We start from the raw sequence: 16,566 nt of genomic DNA on the forward strand, positions 1-16,566 counted from the left end.
CGGGCTATTTTACATTCATTTCCCACTTGGCGGCTTTTGACAACTTTTTAAATCCATAGGATAATATTTTATTGCAGTGCTGTAACAAGCACCCGATCTTATTGTATACTAATACCATTATTTTACATTGCAGACTGCTTGCAAGTGGAAGGAAGGCGGTACATTTGGAACGCTTCGCTTGGAAGACATTCTTAACCAAGCCGTTTGTTTTCTTTACCTTAATCATGCTGATCAAGAGCTACCTTACCTGGTACGCCATATTTGATGATATCCCATTCTGGCAACCTCTCTTGACTGAGATTCCTTTTGTATGGCTGATCTTTGCCATCATTGAACGCTTCGCTGACAAGCGAAAGATCGGGTATTACATGATGACGAATCTCATCATAACGGTCATCTTTTTTGCTGCTATTATGTACTACAAATATTACGGAGTTATCGTTACCTACCATGCTCTTGCCCAGGTTAATCAGGTAACTTCGGTCAACAGCAGTATCTTCTCACTGCTCGCTCCTTATTATCTGCTTATTTTTGTAGATATCATTGTGCTGCTCGTATATTTCATTCAGCGCCGCATTCGTCAGAATAAGCAGGTATTCTATACCCCGAAGAAGCTGCCACGGCTTGGAAAGAGAACCGCTGTCAGCATATTCGTCATCTCGGCCATCATTACCGTATTTAACATCTGGCCGAACCGGGCAAGTATGAATGAGCTGAATCAAGCGGAATCCATGGGTATACTCAATTACGAGGCCTTCTTGATTGCCTCAGACCGGCCTGAGGACCCCGTGCCTCAGAAGGAGATTACCCAGGAGAGCATTAATGAGCTCAAAGGCATCGATGCACCAGAGTCCATCATTTCCAGCTACTGGGATGCAGCCAAGGGCCGCAATGTGATTATCATACAGCTCGAGTCTTTCCAGAATTTCCTGGTCGGGCTGAATGTGGATGGCCAAGAAGTTACGCCTAATCTGAATAAACTGGCGCAGGAAAGCTTGTATTTCCCGCATTTTTATCAGCAGGTCGGTCAAGGGAATACATCCGACGCCGAGTTTGTCGTCAATTCTTCCTATTACATCCCTCCGCGGGGAGCCGCCTCACAGGAGTATGCGGATTATGAGGTGCCGAGTCTGCCGAGACTGCTTACGGAGAACGGTTATAATACAACCACTTTCCATACAAACCATGTAGAATTCTGGAACCGGCTGGAGATGTACTCGGCTCTCGGTTTTGGAGATTACTATGAATATGACTTTTTCGGGGAAGAAGATATGATTGCATTCGCGGCATCAGATGCCGTGCTGTACCGTAAGACAGCAGAGGAGCTGGCAGCTCTGCAAGAGGAAGGGCGGCCTTTCTATTCACAGGTGATTTCGATGTCTGCCCATCATCCTTACCATTTGCCTGAGGACAGATACAAGATGGACCTGCCGGAACGTTTCGAGGGTACGCTGGTCGGCAATTATATTCGAGCACAGAATTACGCCGATTACGAGTTCGGCCTATTTATAGACCAGCTCAAAAAGAACGGCGTCTGGGATAACAGTCTCATCGTTGTGTATGGCGATCACCTGGGTCTGCCCATCTATTCCCTTGAATCCGATGATAAAGCACTGATGAAGGAAATATTCGGACGTGAATATTCCACGGCAGACATGATCAATATTCCGCTCGTTATTTCCGCCCCAGGTGCCGTAGAAGGTGCAAGAGTAGATCAGCTTGGCGGGCAGGTCGATATTGTACCGACGGTTGCAAGCCTGCTGGGCATCTCAATGGACGATTATATTCATTTCGGACAGGATCTGCTGAGCGGACAGCCGAATCTGCTTCCTGAGCGCTATTATCTGCCAACCGGATCATTCATCAGTCAGGAGGGAATGTTCATTCCCGGCAGTGGCTTTGAGGATGGCAAGCAGTATAAACTGCCCGAGATTGAAGAAACAGCATCAAAGGAATTTATAGATTCTCTTGTGCCGCCTGAAGACCCTCTGCTCGCGAAGGAAGCATCAGGAACGGAAGCTCCTGACGTAAGCCAAGATCAGTACGAACGAGCGCTTGCCCTAATGCATTATTCATACAGCTATGTGTCACAGCTGCCTGAGCGCTCTGACATAGAGGAATAATTTAATTAAGTAGATATATAATGATAAGAAATAAGCCTTCTGCCGCTGGCAGAAGGCTTATATTTATTCTATATGCGGACCGGATCAGACATCCGCTCCGAGCTAGGCGTCATAACTGTCCGCAGATCATTCAGCTTCGCTATTGTCAGCCCAATTAGAGCGGAAGCAGCGCCTGCTCCTCCTGCTCCTCCAGCTTATCCACCATGGAAGTCCACTCTGCCGGCTTGACAGGCAGCACTGCATAATAGCGCTTCAGGAAGTTCGCCACCAGCTTGCTGGAGATCCCCTTCTGTGATTCATCTGTCGGCATGAAGCACAGATCAAGGCCGCCGACCGCCTGTCCATCACCTTGCCATGAAGGATGAACATAAGGGAAATCAATCTTTTTATAACCTAGATGAGACAGCACTTCTCTACGTACATAAGGATTCATCGACTTGATGCCGCCAAATTCATGCTCATCCGATATGTAGGGATTATAAATCTCGGCAAACATGCCGAAGAGCTCCTTGCCTTCCGCCTGCGCCAAGCTTCTCAGATCGCGCCGGCGTGCATTGGCCAGAAACGGTCCAATCCCAAGTCCATCATGCCCGATAATCGTGAAATCGGTCATCGCTACATTCCAATCCGAATAATAGCGATACTCCGTAGCTCCAACCACCTGATCGTCCAGCACCGCCACAAATACCCGGATCCCCGGGTCCTTTAATGGTTCCTCCCACAGTGAGAATTCAAGCACTTCCTCCGGGGGAAACACCTCTTGCATCAGCTTATGCATTTGTGCAAAGAGCGGATCCTTGATCGAGACAATACGAATATATTCCATTATGACTACCTCCTCGTTCACCTTAATTAACTAGCCCGCATTCTCATTTTACGATTCTGCGCATAATTCAGTTTTATTTAAACGGATTGCGCCATTCCATCAGTGCTCCATAGTGACAGGATTCCTCGTCATCCAGGTAATTCTCAGCGACGGCCACAGGTGTTCGTCCACAGCGCAGCAAAAAGGAAATGACGGGATCACGAAGCTCACCGCAGGCGACCGCAGACAGGTAATCCGCAGCACTCATCCTGTCCGCCACTTTATGGTACCCGGGCATTCGGCCGCCTCCCAGAAGCCGCTGAGCACCTTCCTGTATAACGACATGGTACATGGATTGCATGAGCAGCTGTCCAATGCCGAGTTTGCGATAAGCAGGACGGACGCTGATATCCACGACATATAGTGTATCACCATCCGGCTGGTGATTTCGAATATAACCTTCGTCAGTTGCTTCTGCCCAGGTATGTTCGGGATGTGCCGGGTCAAACATCGTTCGAAGCCCCGTCATTGAACCGGCTAGTATGCCGTCTACCTCAACCGTAAGTGCCCCTTGTGGAAACAGGGTAATATGACTGCTCAGCTGTTCTCTGCTCCACCACAGCTCCGGTGGGAATGGAGGCGGAAAGCATTCTGCCTGAATCGCAATCAGCTCATCAAAGTCGGTCTCGGTATAATTCCGAACGACGGCAGGAACCGGCTTACCCTCACTTAGGATATACATTTCTTTACGATACACCGCCAAGCTCACCTGCCTTTTCTACCAGTCTGGGTACAGATCCACCCGGCGGTCACGCCAGGTTGTTACCGCTCCGCGCTCACGCACTTCATACAGCAGGTCAAGATCCAGATCCGCGGTTACGATCATATCGTCATTGATTTCCCCTTCGGCCATAATTCCGCGCGGCGGAAACGGAATATCATTCGGCGTAATAATCGCAGCCTGACCATAATTGGCCCGCATGAAGTCAACGGTCGGCAGGCTTCCGACCGTTCCGGTCAGAACCACATATACTTGATTCTCTACAGCTCTCGCATGGCTTGTGTATCGAACACGATAGAATCCGTGACGGTCATCCGTACAAGAAGGGCAGAAGATCACATCCGCTCCCTTGGCTTTGGCCATACGAACAATTTCAGGAAACTCAATATCGTAGCAGGTCAGCACGGCAATCGTTCCTTTATCCGTCTCAAATACCGTTAATCCCTCGCCTGCCCCCATATTCCATTCCTTCACTTCCGTAGGCGTAATATGCAGCTTCGGCTGCCGGCCGATCAGGCCATTCGGATAAAATAGATGTGCGGTATTCAGCAGCTTGTCATCCTTCTTGATCACATGAGTGCCTGCAATAATATGGACATTGTACTGCTTGGCGAGCTGTGTAAACAAAGCCTCGTAAGCCTCCGTAAAATTCGGCAAATCCTCGATCCCAAGTGCATTCCTATTCTCATCGCCGATCGACATCAGCTGTGTTGTCATAAACTCTGGAAACAGGATAAACTCGGCGTCAAATTCCTCGGCTGTCTTTATATAATGCTCCACTTGGGCTGCAAACTGCTCAAAGCTGGTAATAGTCTGAAGCTTGTATTGTACGGCAGATACACGCAGTTTCATTCGGGCTTCCTCCTTCACTTATCTAAAGTTCGATGTGGGTCATGGTCTAAGTATTGAATCGTCACTTCAAAGCCATTGTATCAGGGAATATCCCTTCTGTTTAGTGCTTAGGCTTAAGCATTTTCTCTGAGAAAGCAATCCACTCTCGTACCGCAAATGACTGGTAGCGGTCCTTCCGCCACACCATGCCGAGATCCCACGGAATCCGCTCCTTCAGCTTAAGGATCCTTACCTCCTCTTGGCGAAGCTCTCTGCAGATCGTCTCCGGCAGCAGAGCAACCCCGAGTCCGGCGGCAACCATGTTGCTGATCAGATCCCACTGTGCGCTCTCATATATAATTCGCGGCTGATATCCTGCCTTCTGACAGGCTCCAATAATCCGGTCATGCAGTGAGAAATCCTCGCGGAACAAAATAAATCCATCCTCGCTAAGCTCGGCGAGCTGAATCTCATCCTGTTCTGCAAGTGGATGTGTTGGGTGAAGGACGACCTTCAGGGATTCATCAACGAAGATATAGCTGTCGAATAAATCCTCATCTGCAGGCAGTACCGTCACCCCCACGTCCAGCGCACCCGACAGAATGTCATTCTCGACCTTCTTCCCGCCATCCTCAAACAGCTCAATTGTAATGTTCGGATACTGCTTATAAAATGCACCAATTACTTTAGGAAAAAAAGAAGCGCCGATCATAGGCGGGAGTCCGATCCGGATATGCCCCTTCTTCAAATTCATCAGGTCATCCAGCTCAGAGGATAAATTGTGGAATGAAGTCACAATCTCCTGGGCCTGACGGGCAAATACTTCACCTGCATCGGTCAGCTTCACATTCTTGCCATAACGGTCAAGCAGGGTCACACCAAGCTCGTCTTCCAGACTTTTTACCGTTTTGCTGATCGTTGGCTGCGTGATGAACAGCACCTGCGCTGCCTTCGTGAAGCTGTGCTGCCTCGCCACCTCTAGAAAATACTGCAAATGCCGAATATCCATGGATTAATAATCACCTTCTATAGAAAAATGGAATGACAGGCATGCTTAATATGCATTTTACTCATGAAAATGAATCATGTAAAATTTCAGTAACAACTAGTATACATTCTAGGAGAATGGAAGACATTATTATCACTTTAATATAAAGGAGGCGGACTCATCTTATGAAGCAAACGGGAAAGATCCTATTTCAAGTCGTGATTCTGCTCGTCATCTCATTTGTGATGAATGGGTTGGTACAGCTCTTACAGCTGCCGATCCCCGGCTCCATCATTGGCATGCTATTGCTATTCATATTGTTGAAGACCGGTATCGTTAAGCTGCGCTGGATCGAGGCCGGTGCCAGCTGGCTGCTGGCTGAAATGCTGCTATTCTTCATTCCTTCCGCTGTCGGCATCATGAACCATCTAGATCTCATGAAACAGAGCGGTCTCAGCATTCTGCTCGTGATTCTTATCAGCACATTTATCGTCATGGCACTATCCGGGCTTGCGGCTCAGGCAATCACCAAGAGAAAGGAGAATAAACCCTATGACAGCCCTGCTGTGTCTCCTGTTCACCATAGCCATCTATCTGCTGGCCAAAAAAATGTATAAACAATTTCCTAAGGTCTACCTTTCCCCGCTGCTTATCGTACCTGCGGTAATTGTCGTCGTTCTGCTTCTAACCGGTACGTCTTATGAGTCATATAACGAGGGCGGCAGTTTGATTACACTGCTGCTTCAGCCTGCTACAATCGCTTTTGCAATACCGCTCTACAAGCATTTCGATGCTTTAAAGAAGAATTGGCGAGAGATCGCCATTGGAGTTACAAGCGGCTCGCTCACCGCCATCATCTCCACTATGGTTACCGCAAGATGGTTTAATCTGGACACAGCGCTGGAAACCAGTCTCGTCCCTCACTCCATCACAACACCGATAGCCATGGATATTTCGACAATGATCGACGGAATTCCGCAAATAACCGCCGTTTTCGTTGTCATTACAGGTCTCACTGGGCTGCTGATCGGACCCAATGTAGTAAAATGGCTGAAAATCGATGGAGAGATTGCCAGGGGAATCGCTTTTGGTACAAGTGCGCACGGTACCGGGACTTCCAAAGCATTCGAATACAGCCCGCTGACAGGTACCATTTCGAGTATATCCATGGTTCTCGCCGCTCTCATTACCCTCATGGTCTCCCCCCTATTTTCGGTATTTCTATAATATTAGTCTATTATATTGGCTAATTTTTGAAAAAACCTATTGTATTGCAGTACATTCTTCCCTTAAAATGAAGAAATGATAATATCTGCTGATTAGCGGGGGAGATTACCCATGAAAAGAACCGGTATGAAAAGAGCGCTCGACCGTCTTGGCCGAATTGTACTTCCCAAGGAAATGCGTGACACCATGGAGATCGATATCGGAGATCCGCTGGAGTTTTTTATTGAAGGTAAAGAATTAATTCTTCGTAAATACAAGTCTACTCTATGCATTTTTTGTGGAAATGTGGACACGGAGATGTATTTCAAGGAACAATTTATTTGTAAGAGCTGCGCTCAGGAACTGAAATTCACGGATCATTCGGTGGACATGCCTGAGTCTGATCGACAAGGTTCGACTAATTCCAACCAAGAACACCGCTTATCCCCATTTACAGATTCGAAATTCGCAGGATCATCAACTGTACATAAACATCTTTATTCAACGGGATCGGATGAATTTGCCCGTGACGTACGTCCCAAGACAGCCCAAATGCTTCGCAGGATGAAAGAAATTATAGAAGGCAATCCAGGTATCTCGCAGAATCAAATCGCTGAGAAGTTAGGTATTAGTCAAGGCCGTGTATCTCAGCTCAAGAAGCTCCTCTAGTCATATTAATATGAATTACTATAACCCTCTCGGTAGATCGAGAGGGTTTCGTTTTTTTTATTCACAGCTTGACTCGAATTTATTGAGTTAAGAGGTATAATAGAGTTATATCCATTAGTATGATTCTGTTCTATTATAATTCGAGGTGATCTCATGGAGCCCCAAAACAACGAGCGATGCCCGATTACCCAGGCAATGGACCTCTTAGGCAAGAAATGGGCTGTCCTCATTATGTATCATTTATTATCTGGCCCGAAACGCTTTACGGAGCTGGAAGCAGCTATGGCTATCAGCGGGCGGCTGCTGTCCGAAAGACTGAAGGAGATGGAGGTCGCTGGTATTGTCACCCGTAAGATGTATCCGGAGATTCCTCCACGCGTCGAGTACGAGCTCACGGATAAGGGCCATGCCATTGAACCGGTCATTAAAGAAATTTACGAATGGTCCACCGAGTGGATTATATAAATTTATGAGTTACAGCCCTGAGCAGAATCGATCGATAAGAATCTGTCCCAGGGCTGTTTGCTATTGTCATGTATGTTTAATGAGGATCATAAAAGGGAAACACGTTCTCCGGTCTGCGCAGATTTCAGGGCAGCCACGGTGACTGCTTGTGTACGAACCGCGTCCGAGTAATCGGAACGGATACGGCTTCGATCACCTGTACGCAGGGCATGAATGAAGGCTTCATTTTCCAGCAAGTATGCGTTGCCCTTATTCTCTATTGTTGTCATCCCTGCAGGTTCGGGCTGCGCAATCTGCAGCCTCTCCGGATTCCAATCCCATACACCATGAGATGAATAGAAGGTCAGCCCACTGCTACCCGGTACACCATCCGGTAGAATACATGTGTTGGAAATATTTGCTACGGCTCCGCTCTCAAGCCGCAAATTGACCGTTCCTACATCAGGTACGCTTACACCTTCATGCAGCTCGTGAAGGCTGCGGTTTGCGTACATAGCCTGAACCTCCACCACTTCTCCGGCCACATATCTCAGCAAATCTACAATATGTGTCGTTTGCTCAATAAATTGTCCGCCTGATCCTTCCTGACGCCGCCACCAAGCGACTCCTGGCATGCCTCCATTCCATGCTCCGTTCGCCATGCCAATGGTATGTCCGGCCAGATCCAGCCTCAGCTGGTCCACCGTCTCCTGATAACGGAAATGATAGCCCACCGATGTCAGCAGCCCCTTCTCCCGAATGGCAGCCTCGATCTTCTGCGGTAATAGAAGATCCGTTGCCAGCGGCTTTTCAACGAGAAATGGAATATTCCGCTCAATGAGCGCAAGCTCAATCTCCCCATGAGACATAGGCGGAACACAAATATATACGGCATCCAGCTGTTCAGCATCCAGCATATCTGTCAGCTGATCGTAACCCTTTGCAGCATAGTCTGCTGCCATTCGGTCTGCCTTCTCCGAGCTTGTCCCAAGGATGGATTGAACTTGTACACCCTCCATCTGCTGCAGCAGCCCGGCGTGCACCTTACTGAACCAGCCCGTGCCGATAATTCCAATTCTGAGTGTCATCTCGCCAATTCCCCTTTTCTAATTAAGATAACGGTTTCACTGAGAACCACAACCCATGAAACGCCTCCGCATGTTATCATCATTTTCCTTATTAAGGATAACAAATTTAACCGGCGAACTCTATCTAAACCACCGAAAAAAATGCCCTCCTGAAGAGGGCATACATCTTAATCATTATTTGTTCTGAATTGTCTCAGCCTGCTGCCGGTTTAGTCTCTGCAATAAGCTGGTCCAGCTCCTGTGTGTAGATCTGCTGCTCGACGTCTGTCCAGCCATTCACCTTCATCATGTATTCAATGACGGGAGCTTTATATTGCTTAACCCAGTCAATATGGAAGAAAAGTGCCCCTGTACGGCGGATGAAAAAGTCGGCTGGCGTTACCGCCATCTCTTCCTTCATTGCATAATTCAACTGCATGAGCACCTCGATTGGCAGATGAATGCCAAGAGAAGGTTCACTGCCTTCCGTATGCTGAAATAACCGTTCTGCATTCGACCCGTACATCTGTGACAAACGTGCTGCATCCGCTTGGGTCAGTCCATGCCGCATACCGATTTCTGTCATTCGCTGAACAAACGCAGGATAGCCCGTGCTTCCGCCGACATGTCCGCCTGAGATCGGCATACGAACCGTTTGGCATGCCTTGAAAGGCCCTTTTCCTTCGTTATGCAATAGTTTCGCAGTCAGATCCACAACGCTCTCCGCCATCTTGCGATAACCAGTCAGCTTGCCTCCCGCAATCGTGATCAAACCGGAGTTAGACTGCCAAATTTCGTCCTTCCGTGATATTTCTGAGGCGCTCTTTCCTTCCTGAAAAATAAGAGGGCGAATCCCCGCCCAGCCGGATTCGACATCATCAATCGTAATGTTCAGATCACTGAACATATAGTTAATCGCTTTGATAACATACTCAGCATCCTCTTTTTCGATCGTAGGATTCGCGAGTTCTTCTTTATATACCGTATCCGTCGTCCCCACATACGCCTTGCCGTCACGTGGAATGGCGAATACCATTCTTCCATCCGGTGTGTCAAAATAGATCGCCTGCTTCAGTGGAAACCGGCTTTGGTCAATGACAAGATGAATGCCTTTGGTATGCTGGAGCACTTTCCCTTGCCTCGATTGATCCTTCTCTCTCAGCTGATCGACCCAAGGACCGGTTGCATTGACGATCTTCGCTCCATGTATGGTAAAGTCGGTGCCTCCGATCAGATCCTTCGCCTGGATACCGCACACCTTGCCGTCTTTATAAATGAATGAATTTGCCTTGACGTAGTTCACGGCGAGAGCACCATTTTTCACAGCTTCCTTCATGACTTCAATCGTTAGTCGTGCATCATCCGTCCGGTATTCCACGTAGTAGCCGCCGCCCAGCATTCCTTCTTTCTTCAGCAGGGGCTCTTTGCTGAGCGTCTTCTCCTTGCTGAGCATGACCCGGCGTTCGCTTCGCTTCACCCCGGCCAGAAAATCGTAAACACGAAGTCCAATGGATGTCATAAACTTACCGAATGTCCCGCCTTCATAGAAAGGGAGCAGCATCCACTCCGGTGTCGTTACATGCGGTCCATTCTCGTAAACGATGGCGCGCTCCTTCCCGACCTCAGCCACAACATCGATCTGCATCTGCTTCAAATAACGCAGCCCTCCATGCACAAGCTTCGTGGAACGGCTGGATGTACCTGCGGCGAAATCCTGCATTTCGACGAGCGCTACCTTCATCCCCCGAGTTACGGCATCTAGTGCAATACCAGCCCCTGTAATACCACCGCCTATAATCAATAGATCAAAGTTCTCCTTACTCATCGCCGTTATGGCATCTGTTCTGTTCAGTTCAGCAAATCCTGTCATATCTATGACCTCCGCTTCTTATATTTACACACAGAAAACAGAAAAAGAGACCACGAAATAAACATCAATGGCAGGGTGCCAAATAATGTATTCGCGGTCTCTCCTCGTCTCCTGACAACTATTAACTTGTTACGACTATCATAACACGGGTTAACCGTAATGCAAACCTTTAACTGTATATCTTAAACCATCTGTCCATCTGTGTATTCCTATCCCTCTTGACGAAAAATAAATGCTTGGCTCTCTTCTCCTTAAAACTGTCCAGTAGCCAGCATTCTCTCCCTTGTTATACGGCCCAGTTGCAGCACAACCTCCTGGGCAGCTTCATAATTCTGCTCCTTGAGCACTTTCAGCGTATCCCGGTTGATGCCGATCGCGCTATAGTGCTTGATGTGAGGCGTTAGCTTGAACCGGACAATCGCATACATCCCCAGTTTATCCTTAAAGGAATCAAAGGTGCTCAGCATAACAGTGTTGCCAATGGATGCTACGATCTCCCTCATAAACAGAAAGTGATGCTCGATATATATCGCATAATCATTATTCTGCTCTGCAGTCCGCTGTGCCTCTACATGGGCAGTCAGTGATTCTAGATCTATATAAATATCTCTGCTGCGGTCCTTCATTACCTGGAAGCAGTAGAAGAGCATAGACTGAATTTGTTCATTCAAATCGATGAATTCCTTGCTGTTCATTTCCTTGACCAGTATTCCGCGATTCTTGAGTGCTGTTACATATCCTTCTGACTCCAGACGAGCGATGGCATGCCTTACAGGCGTCCGGCTCATCTGAAAATCTACGGACAGCTCATTCTCTGACAGCAGCGTCCCTGGCATTAATTCCCCGCGAACGATTTGATCACGCAGCAACGTGTATGCCGTATCAACCAGCGAGTTTTTTTTCATCATTTATGTAGTCCCTTTCTGCCCATGACTTATACTCACACTCGATTGTTATCACAGTTCAAACAAAATATCTATATTTTCGATATCATTTTACCTCATATTAACAATACGCGAAGAAAGGCCGCAACCCTGCCGAATATTTTACAAATCTTCAAAATTACCGATACATTCTTCTTACACTCAACTTGTATCCTACTTGTGTACCACATAATATGAACTTCAATATCGGGAGGATATAACATGTTAAAAAATAGGGGTCGTAAAGGTCATCAAAGCTTAATCGTATCACTTATACTTATGCTCGTTATTCTGTCTGGCTGCGGTGCCGAAGCAAGCTCAACCTCTGGTGAAGGTGAGGGAGGCATGCCGGAGGTCATTCGAATCGGTATGATGCCAAGTGAAGAAGGCGAGATGAACCGTTCGCAGGATCAGCTGGCCGCAGATATTACAGAAGCAACCGGCATTCCCGCCGAAATTTTTGTAGCTGAAGATTACAACATGGTTATTGAAGCACTGCGTGCAGGCAAAATTGAAATCGGGTTGATCGGTCCCTTCGGATATATTATTGCTACAGAACGCGCCAACGCCAAGCTGCTTGTCCGTTCAGAAAGTGATCAACCATCGAATACTGTCATTCTGGTTCAGAAGGATTCTCCTTATCAAACGGTACAAGATCTGAAAGGCAAGGATTTCTTGTTCGCTGATCCGGCATCCACATCTGGGAACCTGTACCCGCGTGCAACACTGATGGACGAGCTTGGCCTGACGAATGAAGAGCTGGATTCCTTCTTCGGCAGTGTTGCTTTCTCCGGTGGACATGACAAATCCCTGCTTGCGCTGGCTAACGGCAATGCAGATGCGATCGGTACTTCAAGCCTCATGGTACCTATGATGGCAGAATCCGGTCTTGTGAGTGAAGATGATTTCCGTGTGATTGCTGAATCCGAGCCGATTGTCGGCGGTGCACCGCTCTTGTATCGTCAGGATTTGCCTGAAGAACTAGTAACACAGCTGCGTGAGCTTATGGTCGGTTACCATGAGAAAAACCCTAGTTTCCTGGAAAGTGTGGGCGCTGCTCGTTTTGTGGAAGGCAGTGACAGCGACTTTGATCCCATTCGTGATGTAGCTAAGGCACTTGATATGTCTCCAGAAGAACTGTTAAGCAAATAATTAATTTCGTAATTCATAGCGACGATGAATTGGATTCAAATAAGCTGAGTATTTGAAAAGTGGGGAGGATTTTTAATATGACACTACTACAAGTGGAAGGTTTGTCCAAAGTATATCCAGACGGCACGAAGGCGCTTGATAACCTCGATCTTACAATTAATCCGGGAGAATTCGTTGTTGTCATCGGGCCGAGCGGAGCGGGAAAAAGCACCCTGCTTCGCAGCCTGAACCGGATGATTGAGCCAACGGACGGCAAAATCCAGTTTAAAGGCAGCGAAACGATGGGGATCAAGGGCAAAAGGCTGCGTGAGCTGCGCCGTCATATGGGTATGATTTTTCAGGGATATAATCTGGTCACCCGTGTGTCCGTACTAAGAAACGTACTTCATGGCCGATTGGGGTACATGAGTGCGTTCAAGGGAGCCCTTGGCCTCTTCTCCAAATCAGATACAGAAGCGGCGAAGAAGATGCTGCAGCGCGTCGGTTTGTTCGAACAGATGTACAAGCGGGCCGACGAGCTGAGCGGCGGACAGCAGCAGCGGGTAGGTATCGCCCGTGCACTTGCCCAAAGACCCGATCTGATTCTTGCTGACGAGCCGATCGCGAGTCTGGACCCCGCTTCATCGGAAACGATCATGAACTATTTGTATACCATCTGTAATGAAGAAGGCATCGCTTGTCTATGCAATCTCCATCAGGTAGATATCGCGAAGAAATATGCATCCCGTATTATCGGCATTCATAAAGGAACCAAAGTATTCGATGGAACACCAGATGAGCTTACGGACGAGATGATCCGGCTGATCTACAACCAGACCAATTCCCAAGTGAAGGAGACCGCCTGACATGAATGCGGCACAAATGCAATCTGCCCGTAAAATGAAACGCACTCAAACGATTCTGTTTGTTATCGTGCTGCTTGCGCTCATCATCTGGTCCTCCATCGGTGCTGAGTTTACTCTCGGAGCTCTGTTTGCAGGCGTTGGTGAGAGCTTCCGATTTATCTTTTTCGACTTTCTGCCGCCGGACTTCTCATCCCTGTCCCAGCTCGTAGAGCCTGCGCTGCAGACGTTATATATGAGTGTTGTTGCGATGGTGATCGGCTCAATCGTTGCTGGACTATTGTCCTTCCTGGCTGCGGCGACAACGAGCCCGCATCCTTACCTGCAGGTATTCGTTCGGGCGGCAACGTCGCTCTTCCGGAATATCCCGGTCATTATTTGGACGATCCTGCTTGTCGCTGCATTTGGACTCGGCGCAGTCGTAGGAACGATGTCCCTCATTCTGATCTCGATCGGAATGCTGACCCGCTCTTTTGCCGAGGTGCTTGAAGAGATTGATATGGGACAGGTTGAGGCCGTCCGCGCGTCGGGCGGAAGCTATTTTCAAGTGCTGTCTCAAGCCGTCATTCCACAGTTCCTGCCTGGCTTTATCGGCTGGACCTTGTACAACTTTGAAATTAACGTTCGCGCCTCCACGATCGTCGGTATGGTGGGCGGCGGCGGTCTCGGATTTATTTTGCAATCCAAATTGAAATTGTTTCAGTACCAGGAAGCCAGCATGGCCGTTCTGCTCGTGCTCGTCATCGTCCTTGTCGTTGAAACGATTACCAATCGCGTAAGGGAGCGGATCATATGAGTATGCAGCTAAACGGGCCTAAGCCATCCTTTACGGTGCTGACATCGACGGTCGAGCCGCCGAAGCCGAAGAAAAATAAGCTGGTTGTGATCGGTCTTCCGCTGGTCGCTGTACTGTTTATATTCAGTCTCCTGCAGCTGCAGTTTGATTATGCCAAGATTGCCGAGGGCTTCACGAAGCTGTGGGGTTATATGGGGACGATGTTCCCTCCCGACTTCTCCGATTGGAAGCATGTTCTGCTCGCTGCCGTAGAATCACTGCAAGTGGCCATTATTGGCTCCGTGCTGGGTATAGTCGTTGCGTTCTTCCTGTCCTTTCTCGCAGCCAGCAACCTGACACCACATCCGCTGATTGCCTGGGTTATCCAAAGCGCAGCCTCTCTGCTGCGTGCGATTCCTACCATTGTGTGGGCGCTCATCTTCATCGTGTCTGTCGGCCTTGGACCGCTTCCAGGTGTGCTGGCCATCGCCATATCTGCCGCAGGCATGCTCGTCAAAGTATTTGCCCAGTCACTTGAAGAGATCGACAAGGGTGTGCTTGAAGCGATGCGGGCAACCGGAGCCAGCTGGCTGCAGATCGTAATGCAGGGCATTCTGCCTACAGTGAAAACGGCGTTCATCGCCTGGTGTGTGCTCCAGCTCGAAGGCGGTATTGCCGAATCCACCATCCTCGGTGCAGTCGGTGCCGGCGGGATCGGATTTGAAATGACGCATGCGATGAAATCGTACAATTTTGCGGCAGCTTTGTTTGTCGGCCTGGTCGTCTTCGTCATGGTGTTCAGCGTGGAGTTCATTGCGAATAGGTATAAAATGAAATTGAAAACACGTAAGAGTTAAATCCATATTATATTAAATAGCTTTAATCCAGAGGATGTATAGATCGAATTGTTTAATTTAATGAGTTGTGAAATCGATTCAGTTTATGAGTTGGTTTAATGAATTTTGAACCTGTTATGTTCATCGAAATCTAAAGGAGGATTTATTATGTCTACATTTAACCCGTCATTGGAGCAAGGACCGATAGTACAAGCGAAATATACCAGCAATAATATCATTACGCTCGCCTGGAGTATGCCAGAGAGCCTGAAGGCCGAAGCGATCTACCTCTCAGCCAGCCCTGAATTTGATGAGAACAACAGCACACCGCTTGATGTTCAGATCGAGCCGGTAGGTGCATCCTTTACAAGAACGCCGTTCCCTGGGCGAAGCTATTATCATGTAAAGTTTAATGACGGCTCCGTCACTACCGTAACCGACCGTATGATTCACACCGATGGAGTGGTCAATTTCCGTGATATGGGCGGATATCTTACAGAGGACGGACGGACAACCCGCTGGGGAATGCTCCTGCGTTCCGCAGATCTGCATGAACTTAGTGAGCAGGACCTGAAGACCGCAGATGCTCTCGGAATTGATTGGATCTGTGATCTTCGCAGTGATTTTGAAGTCGCGAGCCGCCCGAGCCCTGCCATCGGTAAAGCGATCAACACGAATATCCCTTTTATGGCCGAAGCGAGTCCGCAAGAAATGCAGAAGATTGGACTTGACCTGAATGCAGGCTATAAGGCGATGATCTTGAACACAGATAAATGCTCGCTTATCCTGCATGAGCTTCTGAAAGAAGATCGCGACACCTCCTTGTTCCACTGTGCTGCGGGTAAAGACCGTACGGGTGTTGTATGCGCACTGATTCTCTTAACGCTTGGGGTGCCTCGCGAGGTCGTTATTGAAGATTATGAGCTTACCAACCTGGCGCTCGATGGACTCATGCAGCGATTCCTGTCCTCAAGTAAAGAGGAAGATTATAAACAATACATGGACCAAATGCCTGAACTGAAAAACGGGATTCCAGAGATGATGAAGGCTGCCTTTATCCGAGCTTCGCTGGAAGCGATCGACGATAACTATGGGACATTCGAGAACTACCTTCACGACGGTCTTGGCATTACCGAGGAAGAAAGAACACAGCTTAAGAAGAAATTCCTGGTATAAACCATTACTGAGAAATGAACCTTCCCCATCTTTAGCCTTGCTAGGTTCATTACACAAGTCAAATAAACCGACCCAATA

17 protein-coding genes are annotated in these 16,566 nt (G+C 48.1%); 10 read left to right on the plus strand and 7 right to left on the minus strand.

What is annotated here, in order from left to right; translation table 11 throughout:
* Nucleotides 1-224 precede the first annotated feature (224 nt).
* Complete coding sequence (locus tag ACFSVM_RS23340) at nt 225-2,123, plus strand: LTA synthase family protein (protein WP_090725083.1); 1,899 nt, start codon at nt 225-227, stop codon at nt 2,121-2,123.
* Between the two features lie 154 nt (nt 2,124-2,277).
* On the opposite strand, the gene ACFSVM_RS23345 is transcribed toward ACFSVM_RS23340, so the two are convergent.
* The 4 genes from ACFSVM_RS23345 to cidR all read right to left on the minus strand — a co-directional run bounded on the left by ACFSVM_RS23345 (nt 2,278) and on the right by cidR (nt 5,549).
* Nucleotides 2,278-2,949: a GNAT family acetyltransferase gene (locus ACFSVM_RS23345; protein WP_090724809.1), complete on the minus strand. Its 672-nt coding sequence runs from the start codon at nt 2,947-2,949 to the stop codon at nt 2,278-2,280.
* 73 nt (nt 2,950-3,022) lie between these two features.
* Entirely contained in the window at nt 3,023-3,685 is a 663-nt protein-coding gene (locus tag ACFSVM_RS23350) for a GNAT family N-acetyltransferase (RefSeq protein WP_256209728.1), read from the minus strand.
* A 21-nt stretch (nt 3,686-3,706) separates the two neighbouring features.
* Nucleotides 3,707-4,561 carry a carbon-nitrogen hydrolase family protein gene (locus ACFSVM_RS23355; RefSeq protein WP_076314374.1) on the minus strand — a complete coding sequence of 285 codons (855 nt, stop codon included), beginning with the start codon at nt 4,559-4,561 and terminating at the stop codon, nt 3,707-3,709.
* A 100-nt stretch (nt 4,562-4,661) separates the two neighbouring features.
* On the minus strand, nt 4,662-5,549 hold the full coding sequence (gene cidR, locus ACFSVM_RS23360; protein WP_090724811.1) for a cidABC operon transcriptional activator CidR: 888 nt from the start codon (nt 5,547-5,549) through the stop codon (nt 4,662-4,664).
* A 164-nt stretch (nt 5,550-5,713) separates the two neighbouring features.
* Here cidR and ACFSVM_RS23365 point away from each other — a divergent pair, with 164 nt between their 5' ends.
* From ACFSVM_RS23365 to ACFSVM_RS23380, 4 genes are all read left to right on the plus strand, one after another.
* The gene (locus ACFSVM_RS23365) at nt 5,714-6,145 is read left to right on the plus strand and encodes a CidA/LrgA family protein (RefSeq protein WP_076314372.1); all 432 of its coding nucleotides are present in this window, start codon (nt 5,714-5,716) and stop codon (nt 6,143-6,145) included.
* Nucleotides 6,081-6,755 (plus strand): CidB/LrgB family autolysis modulator, encoded by a 675-nt coding sequence (locus tag ACFSVM_RS23370; protein WP_090724813.1) that lies wholly within the window; start codon nt 6,081-6,083, stop codon nt 6,753-6,755. Before ACFSVM_RS23365 ends, ACFSVM_RS23370 begins: the two co-directional genes overlap by 65 nt.
* A 111-nt stretch (nt 6,756-6,866) precedes the next feature.
* Entirely contained in the window at nt 6,867-7,403 is a 537-nt protein-coding gene (locus ACFSVM_RS23375; RefSeq protein ID WP_076314370.1) for an AbrB/MazE/SpoVT family DNA-binding domain-containing protein, read from the plus strand.
* 153 nt (nt 7,404-7,556) lie between these two features.
* Nucleotides 7,557-7,868, plus strand: coding sequence for a winged helix-turn-helix transcriptional regulator (locus ACFSVM_RS23380; RefSeq protein ID WP_076314369.1), 312 nt, complete (start codon nt 7,557-7,559; stop codon nt 7,866-7,868).
* An 86-nt stretch (nt 7,869-7,954) separates the two neighbouring features.
* Here ACFSVM_RS23380 and ACFSVM_RS23385 read toward each other — a convergent pair whose 3' ends face one another.
* The 3 genes from ACFSVM_RS23385 to ACFSVM_RS23395 all read right to left on the minus strand — a co-directional run bounded on the left by ACFSVM_RS23385 (nt 7,955) and on the right by ACFSVM_RS23395 (nt 11,692).
* Nucleotides 7,955-8,935 carry a Gfo/Idh/MocA family protein gene (locus tag ACFSVM_RS23385; RefSeq protein ID WP_076314368.1) on the minus strand — a complete coding sequence of 327 codons (981 nt, stop codon included), beginning with the start codon at nt 8,933-8,935 and terminating at the stop codon, nt 7,955-7,957.
* A 193-nt stretch (nt 8,936-9,128) separates the two neighbouring features.
* Nucleotides 9,129-10,784 carry a glycerol-3-phosphate dehydrogenase/oxidase gene (locus tag ACFSVM_RS23390; protein WP_090724814.1) on the minus strand — a complete coding sequence of 552 codons (1,656 nt, stop codon included), beginning with the start codon at nt 10,782-10,784 and terminating at the stop codon, nt 9,129-9,131.
* A gap of 251 nt (nt 10,785-11,035) precedes the next feature.
* On the minus strand, nt 11,036-11,692 hold the full coding sequence (locus ACFSVM_RS23395) for a GntR family transcriptional regulator (protein ID WP_083656004.1): 657 nt from the start codon (nt 11,690-11,692) through the stop codon (nt 11,036-11,038).
* A 237-nt stretch (nt 11,693-11,929) separates the two neighbouring features.
* Between ACFSVM_RS23395 and ACFSVM_RS23400 the strand changes: the two genes are divergently transcribed.
* The 5 genes from ACFSVM_RS23400 to ACFSVM_RS23420 all read left to right on the plus strand — a co-directional run bounded on the left by ACFSVM_RS23400 (nt 11,930) and on the right by ACFSVM_RS23420 (nt 16,488).
* Entirely contained in the window at nt 11,930-12,859 is a 930-nt protein-coding gene (locus tag ACFSVM_RS23400) for a phosphate/phosphite/phosphonate ABC transporter substrate-binding protein (RefSeq protein ID WP_379264879.1), read from the plus strand.
* A gap of 77 nt (nt 12,860-12,936) precedes the next feature.
* Nucleotides 12,937-13,704 carry a phosphonate ABC transporter ATP-binding protein gene (phnC, locus tag ACFSVM_RS23405; RefSeq protein ID WP_047911290.1) on the plus strand — a complete coding sequence of 256 codons (768 nt, stop codon included), beginning with the start codon at nt 12,937-12,939 and terminating at the stop codon, nt 13,702-13,704.
* A 1-nt stretch (nt 13,705) separates the two neighbouring features.
* Nucleotides 13,706-14,497, plus strand: coding sequence for a phosphonate ABC transporter, permease protein PhnE (gene phnE / locus ACFSVM_RS23410; protein WP_379264881.1), 792 nt, complete (start codon nt 13,706-13,708; stop codon nt 14,495-14,497).
* Entirely contained in the window at nt 14,494-15,333 is an 840-nt protein-coding gene (gene phnE / locus ACFSVM_RS23415; RefSeq protein WP_076314363.1) for a phosphonate ABC transporter, permease protein PhnE, read from the plus strand. The genes phnE (ACFSVM_RS23410) and phnE (ACFSVM_RS23415) overlap by 4 nt, the downstream gene beginning before the upstream one ends.
* Before the next feature lie 147 nt (nt 15,334-15,480).
* Nucleotides 15,481-16,488, plus strand: coding sequence for a tyrosine-protein phosphatase (locus ACFSVM_RS23420; protein ID WP_379264883.1), 1,008 nt, complete (start codon nt 15,481-15,483; stop codon nt 16,486-16,488).
* Nucleotides 16,489-16,566: the final 78 nt, after the last annotated feature.

The sequence above is a fragment of the Paenibacillus shunpengii genome (genome assembly GCF_042684905.1).
In the GTDB taxonomy this organism is placed as follows: Bacteria; Bacillota; Bacilli; order Paenibacillales; family Paenibacillaceae; genus Paenibacillus; species Paenibacillus shunpengii.

Bases quoted from the DNA above. Each gene is read 5' to 3' on its own strand.
- ACFSVM_RS23395 (WP_083656004.1), bottom strand. From the start codon at position 11,692: ATGATGAAAAAAAACTCGCTGGTTGATACGGCATACACGTTGCTGCGT.
- ACFSVM_RS23390 (WP_090724814.1), bottom strand. From the start codon at position 10,784: ATGACAGGATTTGCTGAACTGAACAGAACAGATGCCATAACGGCGATG.
- ACFSVM_RS23400 (WP_379264879.1), top strand. From the start codon at position 11,930: ATGTTAAAAAATAGGGGTCGTAAAGGTCATCAAAGCTTAATCGTATCA.
- ACFSVM_RS23375 (WP_076314370.1), top strand. From the start codon at position 6,867: ATGAAAAGAACCGGTATGAAAAGAGCGCTCGACCGTCTTGGCCGAATT.
- ACFSVM_RS23385 (WP_076314368.1), bottom strand. From the start codon at position 8,935: ATGACACTCAGAATTGGAATTATCGGCACGGGCTGGTTCAGTAAGGTG.
- ACFSVM_RS23365 (WP_076314372.1), top strand. From the start codon at position 5,714: ATGAAGCAAACGGGAAAGATCCTATTTCAAGTCGTGATTCTGCTCGTC.
- ACFSVM_RS23340 (WP_090725083.1), top strand. From the start codon at position 225: ATGCTGATCAAGAGCTACCTTACCTGGTACGCCATATTTGATGATATC.
- ACFSVM_RS23370 (WP_090724813.1), top strand. From the start codon at position 6,081: ATGACAGCCCTGCTGTGTCTCCTGTTCACCATAGCCATCTATCTGCTG.
- cidR (WP_090724811.1), bottom strand. From the start codon at position 5,549: ATGGATATTCGGCATTTGCAGTATTTTCTAGAGGTGGCGAGGCAGCAC.
- phnE (WP_076314363.1), top strand. From the start codon at position 14,494: ATGAGTATGCAGCTAAACGGGCCTAAGCCATCCTTTACGGTGCTGACA.
- phnE (WP_379264881.1), top strand. From the start codon at position 13,706: ATGAATGCGGCACAAATGCAATCTGCCCGTAAAATGAAACGCACTCAA.
- ACFSVM_RS23345 (WP_090724809.1), bottom strand. From the start codon at position 2,949: ATGGAATATATTCGTATTGTCTCGATCAAGGATCCGCTCTTTGCACAA.
- phnC (WP_047911290.1), top strand. From the start codon at position 12,937: ATGACACTACTACAAGTGGAAGGTTTGTCCAAAGTATATCCAGACGGC.
- ACFSVM_RS23420 (WP_379264883.1), top strand. From the start codon at position 15,481: ATGTCTACATTTAACCCGTCATTGGAGCAAGGACCGATAGTACAAGCG.
- ACFSVM_RS23355 (WP_076314374.1), bottom strand. From the start codon at position 4,561: ATGAAACTGCGTGTATCTGCCGTACAATACAAGCTTCAGACTATTACC.
- ACFSVM_RS23380 (WP_076314369.1), top strand. From the start codon at position 7,557: ATGGAGCCCCAAAACAACGAGCGATGCCCGATTACCCAGGCAATGGAC.